The 11,598-nt window shown below is 69.3% G+C and carries 9 protein-coding genes; 7 read left to right on the forward strand and 2 right to left on the reverse strand.

The features are described from left to right. Nucleotides 1-227: 227 nt before the first annotated feature. Both DK254_RS10110 and DK254_RS10115 read right to left on the reverse strand, forming a co-directional pair. Nucleotides 228-989 carry a YdcF family protein gene (locus DK254_RS10110; protein ID WP_109933668.1) on the reverse strand — a complete coding sequence of 254 codons (762 nt, stop codon included), beginning with the start codon at nt 987-989 and terminating at the stop codon, nt 228-230. Nucleotides 990-1,039: 50 nt separating this feature from the next. Further along, nucleotides 1,040-1,468 (reverse strand): hypothetical protein, encoded by a 429-nt coding sequence (locus DK254_RS10115; RefSeq protein WP_089391229.1) that lies wholly within the window; start codon nt 1,466-1,468, stop codon nt 1,040-1,042. Nucleotides 1,469-1,705: 237 nt separating this feature from the next. Here DK254_RS10115 and leuS point away from each other — a divergent pair, with 237 nt between their 5' ends. From leuS to arfA, 7 genes are all read left to right on the forward strand, one after another. Beyond that, on the forward strand, nt 1,706-4,327 hold the full coding sequence (gene leuS, locus DK254_RS10120) for a leucine--tRNA ligase (RefSeq protein WP_109933669.1): 2,622 nt from the start codon (nt 1,706-1,708) through the stop codon (nt 4,325-4,327). A 62-nt stretch (nt 4,328-4,389) separates the two neighbouring features. Beyond that, nucleotides 4,390-5,004: an LPS assembly lipoprotein LptE gene (gene lptE / locus DK254_RS10125; RefSeq protein ID WP_109933670.1), complete on the forward strand. Its 615-nt coding sequence runs from the start codon at nt 4,390-4,392 to the stop codon at nt 5,002-5,004. 38 nt (nt 5,005-5,042) lie between these two features. Further along, nucleotides 5,043-6,080, forward strand: coding sequence for a DNA polymerase III subunit delta (holA, locus tag DK254_RS10130; protein WP_109933671.1), 1,038 nt, complete (start codon nt 5,043-5,045; stop codon nt 6,078-6,080). A gap of 293 nt (nt 6,081-6,373) precedes the next feature. Next, a complete protein-coding gene (locus DK254_RS10135) occupies nt 6,374-8,110 on the forward strand; it encodes a hydantoinase B/oxoprolinase family protein (protein WP_109933672.1) in 1,737 nt (578 codons plus the stop codon). 10 nt (nt 8,111-8,120) lie between these two features. Further along, a complete protein-coding gene (locus DK254_RS10140) occupies nt 8,121-10,202 on the forward strand; it encodes a hydantoinase/oxoprolinase family protein (RefSeq protein ID WP_109933673.1) in 2,082 nt (693 codons plus the stop codon). Nucleotides 10,203-10,311: 109 nt separating this feature from the next. After that, nucleotides 10,312-11,268 (forward strand): helix-turn-helix domain-containing protein, encoded by a 957-nt coding sequence (locus DK254_RS10145; protein WP_109933674.1) that lies wholly within the window; start codon nt 10,312-10,314, stop codon nt 11,266-11,268. A gap of 82 nt (nt 11,269-11,350) precedes the next feature. Further along, entirely contained in the window at nt 11,351-11,503 is a 153-nt protein-coding gene (arfA, locus tag DK254_RS10150) for an alternative ribosome rescue factor ArfA (protein ID WP_109933675.1), read from the forward strand. Nucleotides 11,504-11,598: the final 95 nt, after the last annotated feature.

Here is an 11,598-nt window from a genome sequence, read left to right on the forward strand (position 1 = left end):
GTTCGCGGTTGTACGCCGAGGTTGAGTTCAACGGCGGCTCCGTGCTCGGCACCGAGCGGAATGCAGCCAAGGTCAAGCGGCGGATAACCGCGAACGGTTATCCGCCCTACGTTCCCAGGAAGCACGGCCGTAGGAGCGGATTCATCCGCGATAGCCGGCCACGCGCCATTCCCCTGTAGGAGCGCGCCCTGCGCGCGAATCGCGGACAAGGTCCGCGATGCATCCCTTCAGCGGTAGAACAGGCGGTAGCCCAGCAGGCCCAGCGCCTCGTTGAGCAACTGGTTGCTCTGCCAGAACGCCTTGGCCTCCGGCAGCCAGCCGCCGAACGGCCGGGCGTTGTCCACGCCGATGAAGCCCATCGGCGCCGGCACCACCTCCAGGCCGTTGGCCTCGAAACTCCAGAGCGCGCGGGGCATGTGCTGCGCCTGGGTGACCAGCACCACCCGGCGCACGCCCGCCTGGCGGAGGATTTCCGCGCTCAGGGTGGCGTTCTCCCAGGTGGTGCGGCTGCGCCCTTCCTGCCAGCGCACGCTCACCCCGTAGTCGTCCGCCAGGCTGGTGGCCATGAGCTGCGCCTCGCTGGGCGGCGTGCCGTAGTGCAGGCCGCCGGAGGTCAGCAGCGGCAGGCCGCTGGCCTTGGCCAGGCGCGCGGCGTAGCGCAGCCGCTCGCGGGCCATCAGCCCGGGCTGGTCGTCGCCCCAGGCCGGGTCGCCGCGCTCGCGGCCCGCGCCGAGGATGACGATGGCCTCGGCGCGCTGCGCCAGGCCCGCCCATTCGCCGCGGGCCAGGGCCGGCTGGCGCTCCAGCAGGCGCGCGCCCCACTCCACCGTCAGCGGCAGGCTGAGCAGCCAGAAGCCGGCGAACCCGGCGACGAAGCAGGCCGTCGCCAGCCTCGGCCGGCGGCGGCGCAGGAAAAAGCCCAGCAACAGGAGGATCAGCAGGATGCCCGGCGGCATCAGGATCTGCTTGACGAGGTAGCGCAGCGGCATCGGCGACTCCTTTCAGGAAGCGCCACAGCCTAGCGGATGAACGCGCGGATTCAACGCCCGCGGGAGCCGCGGAACAACTGCGAGCCGCAGGAGGTGCAGGGCATCACCCCGTGCTGGCGGTTGTAGACCACCGGGGTGCCGCACAGCGCGCAGAGCAATTGCAGGTGGCGGTGCGACGGGCGCGTCTTGCCGGCGCTGCCGCCCAGGCGCGCCCGCGTGGAGCGGGCGGGGGCGTGTTCGATCAGCGCCAGCTCCTCGGCGGCGGCGTGCCAGCCGCGCAACCAGTTCACGTCCTGGTCGAGATAGGCGCGGATCAGCTGCATCTCGGCGCTGCTCAGGCCGCGCAGCTCCAACTCCTCGGGATGCTCATCGCGCAGGCGTTCCGCGGTCTCGGCCTCGTCCAGGGCCAGTTCAAGTCGATGCAGCAACCGCTCATAAAGACCGGGACCCGACAAACTCGCACGATGCAGCTCAGCCATCAGTCACCTCAAGCAGGCGGAAACCTCCCGCCCTCAGGCCAAGCTTAGCGTCCCGGCCCCCGGGCCACCGAGCGTGCGACAAACGGCGCGGGCTACCGGCTCGGGGAGGGCTCATGTATGCTACGAGGCTTTATGCAGCCCCTTGCCGGCCGGCCGCCGCGGTGCCCCGGCAAGACGGGAGCGCCCGCTCCGCTCCCACGGCCGCGCCGTCTATTCCGTACAGGTCCAAGTCGCGCCATGCACGAGCAATACCAGCCTCTCGAGATCGAATCCCAGGCCCAGAAGTACTGGAACGAACACAACTCCTTCCGTGTCGAGGAAGTCCCCGGCAAGGAGAAGTTCTACTGCCTGTCGATGTTCCCGTATCCGAGCGGCAAGCTGCACATGGGGCACGTGCGCAACTACACCATCGGCGACGTGATCAGCCGTTACCAGCGCATGCAGGGCCGCAACGTCCTGCAGCCGATGGGCTGGGACGCCTTCGGCATGCCGGCGGAGAACGCCGCGATGAAGAACAACGTCGCCCCCGCCGCCTGGACCTACGACAACATCGCCTACATGAAGGCCCAGCTGAACAGCCTGGGCCTGGCCATCGACTGGTCGCGCGAGGTCACCACCTGCAAGCCGGACTACTACCGCTGGGAGCAGTGGCTGTTCACCCGCCTGTTCGAGAAGGGCGTGATCTACCGCAAGAACGGCACCGTGAACTGGGACCCGGTGGACCAGACCGTGCTGGCCAACGAGCAGGTCATCGACGGCCGTGGCTGGCGTTCGGGCGCGCTGATCGAGAAGCGCGAGATCCCGATGTACTACTTCAAGATCACCGCCTACGCCGAAGAGCTGCTGGAAAGCCTCGACCACCTGCCGGGCTGGCCGGAACAGGTCAAGACCATGCAGCGCAACTGGATCGGCAAGTCCCGCGGCATGGAGATCGCCTTCCCCTACGACCAGGCCTCCATCGGCGAGGCCGGCCAGCTGAAGGTCTTCACCACCCGTCCGGACACCCTGATGGGCGCCACCTACGTCGCCGTGGCCGCCGAACACCCGCTGGCCACCCTGGCCGCCCAGCGCGAGCCGGCCCTGCAGGCGTTCATCGACGAGTGCAAGCGCGGCGGCGTCGCCGAGGCGGACATCGCCACCCAGGAGAAGAAGGGCGTCGCCACTTCCCTGTTCGTCGAGCACCCGCTGACCGGCGAGAAGCTGCCGGTGTGGATCGCCAACTACGTGCTGATGACCTACGGCGAAGGCGCGGTGATGGCCGTGCCGGCCCACGACGAGCGCGACTTCGAGTTCGCCAACAAGTACCACCTGCCGATCCGGCAGGTGATCACCCTGGCCGCCGGCGACGACGGCTACGACGCCAGCGCCTGGCAGGAGTGGTACGGCGCCAAGGACGACAGCGTGCGCACCGTCAACTCCGGCAAGTACGACGGCCTCGGCTACCAGGCCGCGTTCGACGCCATCGGCGCCGACCTCGCCGCCAAGGGCCTGGGCCAGGCGCGCACCCAGTTCCGCCTGCGCGACTGGGGCATCAGCCGCCAGCGCTACTGGGGCTGCCCGATCCCGATCATCCACTGCGACGCCTGCGGCGACGTGCCGGTGCCGGCCGAGCAACTGCCGGTGGTGCTGCCGGAGAACGTGGTGCCGGACGGCGCCGGCTCGCCGCTGGCCAGGATGCCCGAGTTCTACGCGTGCAGCTGCCCGAAGTGCGGCCAGCCGGCCAAGCGCGAAACCGACACCATGGACACCTTCGTCGAGTCGTCCTGGTACTTCGCCCGCTACGCCTGCCCGCAGTTCGAGGACGGCATGCTGGACAAGAAGGCCGCCAACTACTGGCTGCCGGTGGACCAGTACATCGGCGGCATCGAGCACGCCATCCTGCACCTGCTGTACGCGCGCTTCTTCCACAAGCTGATGCGCGACGAAGGCCTGATCGACTCCGACGAGCCGTTCAAGGACCTGCTGACCCAGGGCATGGTGGTCGCCGAGACCTATTACCGCACCACCGCCAACGGCGGCAAGGACTGGTTCAACCCGGCCGACGTGGAAGTCGAGCGTGACGCCAAGGCCAAGGTCGTGGGCGCGCGCCTGAAGACCGACGGCCTGCCGGTGGAGATCGGCGGCACCGAGAAGATGTCCAAGTCGAAGAACAACGGCGTGGACCCGCAGGCCATGATCGACGCCTACGGCGCCGACACCTGCCGCCTGTTCATGATGTTCGCCTCGCCGCCGGACATGAGCCTGGAGTGGTCCGACTCCGGCGTCGAGGGCGCGAGCCGCTTCCTGCGCCGCGTCTGGCGCCTGGCCCAGGCCCACGTCAACGCCGGCTTCGCCGCCGCGGTGGCGCAGGACACCCTGAACGACGCGCAGAAGGAAATCCGCCGCGCCATCCACCTGGCCATCAAGCAGGCCAGCCAGGATATCGGCCAGAACCACAAGTTCAACACCGCCATCGCCGCGGTGATGACGCTGATGAACGTGCTGGAGAAGGTCCCGCAGGAAGACGCCGGCAACCGCGCCCTGCTGCAGGAAGGCCTGGAGACCGTCGCCCTGCTGCTGGCGCCGATCACCCCGCACATCTGCCACGTGCTCTGGCACGAACTGGGCCACAATGGCGCGGTGATCGACGCGCCCTGGCCGCAGGTCGACGAGAGCGCCCTGGTGCAGGACACCCTGCAACTGGTGGTGCAGGTCAATGGCAAGCTGCGCGGGCACATCGAAGTGCCGGCGCAGGCCAGCCGCGAGGACGTCGAGGCCACCGCCCGCGCCAACGAGAACGTGCTGCGCTTCACCGACGGCCTGACCATCCGCAAGGTGATCGTGGTCCCCGGCAAGCTGGTCAACATCGTCGCCAACTGATGGCATTCGCCCGCGGCGCCTTGCCTCGGGCAACCCGGATCAACAGGAGTGAGGGAAGCTTGATGAAACGTATCCTGACCGGCATCGCGCTGATCGGCCTGACCACGCTGCTGGCCGCCTGCGGTTTCCACCTGCGCGGCCTGGGCGATACGAACTTCGCGCTGAAGGAAGTCGACCTGAGCGCGCGCAACGCCTATGGCGACACCGTCAAGGACCTGCAGCGCCTGCTGGAGAACAGCGGCGTGAAAGTGACCAGGAGCGCGCCCTACCACCTGTTCCTCGCCCGCGAGGCCGAGACCCAGCGCACCGCCAGCTACAGCAGCTCGGCGCGCAGCGCCGAGTACGAGCTGACCACCACGGTCGACTACGAGGTGCGCGGCGCCGACAACCTGCTGCTGATGACCGACAAGGTCGAAGTGCAGAAGGTCTACCTGCACGACGAGAACAACCTGATCGGCTCCGACCAGGAAGCCGCCCAGCTGCGCAAGGAAATGCGCCGCGACCTGGTGCAGCAGCTCTCCCTGCGCCTGCAGATGCTCACCCCGGCTCGCCTGGAATACCTGCAGCAGCAGGCCGAAGCCAAGGCCAAGGCCGAAGCCGACGCGCTCAAGGCCGCGGACGAGGCGGCCAGGCAGCAGCCGCAGCAGTCGCCGATCGAACTGCCGAAGGCGCAGTAAGAGGACCAGGGGGCCGGCCATGCCGGCCCCGTACTTTCATGAAGCTCAATCCCGCCCAACTCGCCAAGCACCTGCAGGGCAACCTGGCCCCCGTCTACGTGGTCAGCGGCGATGAGCCGCTGCTCTGCCAGGAAGCCTGCGACGCCATCCGCGCCGCCTGCCGCCAGCGCGACTTCAGCGAGCGCCAGGTGTTCAACGCCGAGGCCAACTTCGACTGGGGCCTGCTGCTGGAGGCCGGCGCCAGCCTCTCGCTGTTCGCCGAGAGGCGCCTGCTGGAACTGCGCCTGCCCTCGGGCAAGCCCGGCGACAAGGGCGCCGCGGCGCTGCAGGAATACCTGCAGCGGCCGCCGGAAGACACGGTGCTGCTGGTCACCCTGCCCAAGCTCGACGGCGCCACCCAGAAGACCAAGTGGGCCAAGGCGCTGATCGACGGCGAGGCCGCGCAGTTCATCCAGATCTGGCCGGTGGACGTGCACCAACTGCCGCAGTGGATTCGCCAGCGCCTGTCCCAGGCCGGGCTGGCCGCCAGCCAGGACGCGGTGGACCTGATCGCCGCGCGGGTGGAAGGCAACCTGCTGGCCGCCGCGCAGGAGATCGAGAAGCTCAAGCTGCTGGCCGACGGCAACCAGCTCGACGCCGCCACCGTGCAGGCGGCGGTAGCCGACAGCGCGCGCTTCGACGTCTTCGGCCTGATCGACGCCGCCCTGGCCGGCGAAGCCGCGCACAGCCTGCGCATGCTCGAAGGCCTGCGCGGCGAGGGCGTGGAGCCGCCGGTGATCCTCTGGGCGCTGGCCCGGGAGATCCGCCAGCTGGCCGGCATCGCCCAGCAGTTCGGCCAGGGCGTGCCCCTGGACAAGGCCTTCGCCCAGCGCCGCCCGCCGGTGTGGGACAAGCGCCGCCCGCTGCTCACCCGCGCCCTGCAGCGCCACAGCGGCGCCCGCTGGAACCAGCTGCTGCAGGACGCCCAGCTGATCGACGCGCAGATCAAGGGCCAGGCCCAGGGCGACGCCTGGAACGGCCTGGCACGCCTGGCGCTGCTGCTGGCCGGCCAGCGCCTGCCGTTGCCGCCGGGCTGATCTCCCCTGCCGTCTCCCCCGTAGGAGCGGACCTTGTCCGCGATAGCCGGACGTATCGGCGCGTTTCGCGGATAAGATCCGCTCCTACACCATGCCAGCCTCGGCAGTCCCCTGTAGGAGCGCGCCCTGCGCGCGAATCGCGGGCAGGGCCCGCTCCTACAGGTTGATGCCGGACAACCCCCGTTCGGCACCTGTGCGCTGCACGACAAGAACCACTGCGCTGCCGCGCAATACGCCCGGCCGGCAGCTCCCTATCGTCGCCTCATCGACCCGCCGATAAGGAGAACAAAGCGATGCCGGCCGATCCGATTACCCTGGCCGTGGTGCGCGGCGCGCTGGAGATGACCCAGCGCGAGATGACCCTGACGCTGGAAAAAACCAGCCGCTCCAGCGTCTTCAACCTCGCCCACGACTACTCCAACGCGCTCTTCGACCACCATTCGGAAATGATCCTGCAGGGCCAGGACATCCCCATCCACCTGGGCTCGCTGATCCCGGCGATGAAGGCCGTGTCCGGCTACTTCGGCGACGACGTCGCCGAAGGCGACGTGATCTACCACAACGACCCCACCTACGCCGGCAGCCACATCATCGACTGCTGCATGTACAAGCCGGTGTTCTACCAGGGCGAGCTGGTGTTCTGGACCGTGTGCAAGGGCCACCTCACCGACATCGGCGGCCCGGTGCCGGCCGGCTACAACCCCGACGCCAAGGAAATCTACGCCGAGGGCCTGCGCATCCCGCCGGTGAAGCTGTGGGAAAAAGGCCGCCGCCGCGAGGACGTGATCAACCTGCTGCTCACCAACATGCGCGCCCGGCGCAACCAGGAGGGCGACCTCAATGCCCAGTACGGCGCCTGCCGCGTCGGCGAGCGCAACCTCATCGCCCTGCTCGACAAGTACGGCGTGGCCACGGTGCGCGAGTGCATCGCCGAGCTGAAGGACATGGCCGACCGGCAGATGCGCGAGCTGATCCGCTCGGTGCCCGACGGCAGCTACACCGGCCACGCGGTGCTGGAGGATTCCGGCCACGGCCTGGGCGAGCTGGCCATCAGCGCCACCGTCACCATCAGGGACGACAGCTGCCACATCACCGTGCAGAGCCCACCGCAGGTGCCCTACTTCATCAACTCCTACGCCGGCAACTCGATGTCCGGCATCTACCTGGGGCTGATGATGTTCGCCCAGGTGCCGCCGCCCTATAACGCCGGGCTGTACCGCTGCGTGACCGTGGACCTGGGGCCCAAGGGCACCCTGTGCAACGCCGAGGAGCCGGCGCCCCACGTCAACTGCACCACCACCCCCATGGAGACCCTCACCGACGCCGTGCGCCAGGCCTTCGAGCAGGCCGCGCCGGAACGCGTCACCGCCTCCTGGGGGCACACCAGCGGGGTGAACATCGCCGGCGTCGACCCGCGCACCGGCGAGGAATACGTGACCATGGTGCTGGCCTCGATCATCTCCGGCGCCGGCGCCACCTCGGAGCTGGACGGCTGGCACGCCTGCGGCCCGCTGTGCTGCTTCGGCGCACTCTACTCCGGGGACATCGAGCTGCTGGAGTACAGCTACCCGATCCTCATCCACCGCTACGCGCTGATGGCCGACAGCGCCGGCGCCGGCCAGCTGCGCGGCGGCTCGGGCACCTGCCTGGAAGTGGAGCCGCTGGACCACGAGATGACCGTGATTTCCTTCGGCGAAGGCCGCCAGCGCACCACCATGGGCGCCGCCGGCGCGGCCAACGGCCTGGACGAGCCCAAGCTGGGCGGCGTGGAGATCGTCCGCGCTGGCGAGCACGAGAAGCACACGCGCAACGTCATGACCGTGCTCAAGCCCGGCGAACGCTTGGTCAACCGCACCCCCGGGGGCGGCGGCTACGGCCCGGCCTTCCGCCGCCTGCCCGAGGCCGTGGCGCGCGACGTGCGCGACGGTCTGGTCTCGCCGCGCGGTGCCGAACTCGACTACGGCGTGGTGCTTACCAGCGCCGGCGAGGTCGACCAGAAAGCCACCGCCCAACGCCGCCAAACCGCCTGAGGAACCCGACATGCACAGCCAATACCGCCTCGGCGTCGACGCCGGCGGCACTTTCACCGATTTCATCCTGGCCGAACGCGAAGGCCGCGTGCACCTGTTCAAGGCACTTTCCACCCCGCAGGACGGCACCCTGGCCATCGCCGACGGCCTGCGCCAGATCAGCCAGGCGCTGGGCCGCCCGGTGGAAGAGGTAGTCGCCAACTGCGACCTCTGCATCAACGGCACCACGGTGGCGCTGAACGCGCTGATCGAGCTCAAGGGCGTCAAGGTCGGCCTGCTGGCCACCGCCGGCCACGAGGACAGCATCGAGATCCGCCTGGGCCACAAGGAAGAAGGCTACCGCTACGACCCCGATTACCCGCCGGCGCCGCAGCTGGCCCAGCGCTTCCTGCGCCGTCCGGTGCGCGGGCGCATCCTCGCCGACGGCCGCGAGCACACGCCACTGAACGAGAGCGACGTGCGCGACGCCGCCAGGCTGTTCGCCGAACAGGGCGTGGAGGCGGTCGCCGTGTCCTTCCTCTGGTCGGTGCGCAACCCGGCCCACGAGCAGCGCGCCGTGGCCATCCTGCGCGAGATGCTGCCGGGGGTGTTCGTCTGCAGCGGCACCGAGGTGTTCCCGCAGATCCGCGAATACACCCGCACCTCCACCACCCTGGTCAACGCCTACCTGAGCCCGGTGATGGCGCGCTACGTGGCGAAGATCGACGACTACTTCCGCCAGCTCGGCGCCCAGCGCCCGGTGCGCTACTTCCAGTCCAACGGCGGCCTGGCCACCGGCGAGCACATGCGCGGCCGCGCGGTGAACGCGATCAACTCCGGCCCGGCCTCGGCGCCCCAGGCCGGGCTGTTCGTGGCCCAGCCGTTCGGCATCCGCAACGTCATCACCGTGGACATGGGCGGCACCTCCTTCGACATCACCCTGACCCGCGAAGGCAAGACCAACCTCAGCCGCGACGCCGACTTCCTGCGCCAGCGCATCGGCGTGCCGATGATCCAGGTCGAGACCCTCGGCGCCGGCGGCGGCTCCATCGCCCACATCAACCCCTACGGCATGCTCGAGGTGGGCCCGCAGAGCGCCGGCTCCAGCCCCGGCCCGGTGGCCTACGGCCAGGGCGGCGAGCTGCCGACGGTGACCGACGCCAACCTGGCGCTGGGCTACCTCAACCCCGAGGCGCGCCTGGGCGGGCGCATCAGCCTGGACCGCGAGGCGGCGCTGGCGGCGATCCGCGCGAAGATCGCCGAGCCCCTGGGCATGGACGTGGACAAGGCGGCCTGGGGCATCCACGCCATCGTCAACGCCAACATGGTCAACGGCATCCGCCGCGTGTCCATCGAGCGCGGCTACGACCCGCGGGACTTCGCCCTGATCGGCGCCGGCGGCGCGGCGGGCGTGCACATGACCGCGCTGGCCGAGGACATGGGCATCGACACCGTGCTAATTCCCAAGGTCGCCTCGGGCCTGTGCGCGCTGGGGCAGATACTCTCCGACGTGAAGCACAACTACCTGGCCACCTACCCCATCCTGGCCCGCGAGGACGCCGACCTGGCCGGCCTGGAGGCGGCCTTCGTCGAGCTGGAACAGCAGGGCCGCGCCACCCTGCGCGGCGACGGCTTCGCCGACGCGGACATCGCCGTGGTGCGCAGCCTGGAGATGCGCTACGTCGGGCAGATCCACGAATGCACCGTGGAGATCGGCGACATGCCGGTCGACGCGCGGACGCTGCCGGCCATAGTCGAGGCCTTCCACCGCCGCCACGAGGCGCTCTACACCTACGCCGAGGCGGACAACCCGGTGGAGATCGTCAACCTGGAAAGCCAGGTGATCGGCCGCGTCTCGCGCCCGCCCTTCCCCAGCCTGCCGGCCAGCGACGGCCACGCCCAACGGGCCCTGGCCGGCAGCCGGCCGATGCTCTTCGGCGAGGACGGCATCTGGACCGACACCCCGGTGTACCAGGGCGAGCTGCTGCTGGCCGGCGACCGCCTGCACGGCCCGGCGGTGGTCGAGGAAGCCACCACCAACATCCTCATCCGCCCCGGCTGGGTGGTGGAACTGCACGAATCCGGCTGCTACCGCCTGAGCCGCCAGCGCTGAGCCCGGAACGCCGGACCTCCCGCGGAGGTCCGGCGCCGGGGCGCCCGGCCATCAAGGCACAAGAGCTGCATGGACATTACAACCCGAACACGCTGCAAGCGCTTCTGCCATGACCAAGCAAACCAGCTTCGACACCACCGCCATTGCCGGCGCGCAACGCCAGGAATACTGGAAGCGTTGCGTCAGCGACACCTATTTCCCGCTGGAACTGGACTACATGGCAGGCGACAGCTTCCAGGGCCGGCTGGAGCTTTTCAGCCTGGGCGACCTGAGCCTGTCCTACCTCGATTCCTCCCCTCTGCGCTACCGCCGCCAGAGCCACCATCTCGGCCAGTGCGAGGACGAGTCGTTTCTGCTCTCCCTGCCCCTGCGCAGCTGTTTCGAATTTACCCAGCGCGGCCGCCGTACCGTCTGCCAGCCCGGCAGCTTCGTGCTGGAACGCAGCGGCGAACCCTACGAATTCCTCTACGCCCAGAGCAACGCCCTGTGGGTGCTGAAACTGCCCGAACGCACCCTGCGCCGCCACGTGGCCACGCCCGACCAGCGTTGCGCGCTGAATTTCGACGCCACCCGCGGCGCCGGTGCGCTGTTCGCCGACTACCTGGCCCTCAGCGCGCGCCGCCTGGGCGAACTCGAACCCGGCGACGGCCAGCGCCTGAGCCGCCAATTGCTCGAACTGCTGGGCATGGCCCTGGAACGCCAGCACCCCGGCGAAAGCCAGTCCAGCGCCGTCGCCACGGCCCACCTGCGCCGCGTCGAGCAGCACATCCACCGCCACCTCGACGACAGCAGCCTGAACCCCGCCGGCATCGCCCAGGCCTGCGGCATTTCGGTGCGCTACCTGCACCGGCTGTTCCAGGGCAGCGGCCGCAGCGTGCAGGAGTGGGTCCGCGAACTGCGCCTGCAGGCGTGCCACGATGCCCTGCTGGTCACGCCGCCACCGCCGTCCATCGGCGAGCTGGCCTACCGCTGGGGCTTCGCCGACCAGGCCCACTTCAACCGCGCCTTCAAGGCCCGCTACGGCATCGCGCCCGGCGAGCTGCGCCGGGCACCGCGGATCAACTGACCTGCGGCCTGGACATCCCCGGTGAAAGCGCCGATGATGCCGATGCCCGCAATGGGCGGGCGTTCGTCCCGAGGAGAAGACCATGGCGAAGAAAGCCAAACGGCCGAACAAGGCCAAGTCCCTGATAGCCCAACCGCTGTTCCGCAGCCGCCAGGAACACCCCCTGAAAGGTAAAGGCAGCTACCGCCGCGAAGCCTCCCGCAACTGGGAGGCTTCGTTCTTTCTGGCCGCCTGAAATCCCCTCGAAAGCCCCCCCGCATCACCCTCATCGCCATTCCCCCTCCCTCTGCCTGAAGCCCCTGCCCGCCCGCTTGCGCTGGCCGACAAAAC

The sequence above is a fragment of the Pseudomonas sp. RW407 genome (genome assembly GCF_003176655.1).
In the GTDB taxonomy this organism is placed as follows: Bacteria; Pseudomonadota; Gammaproteobacteria; order Pseudomonadales; family Pseudomonadaceae; genus Pseudomonas; species Pseudomonas delhiensis.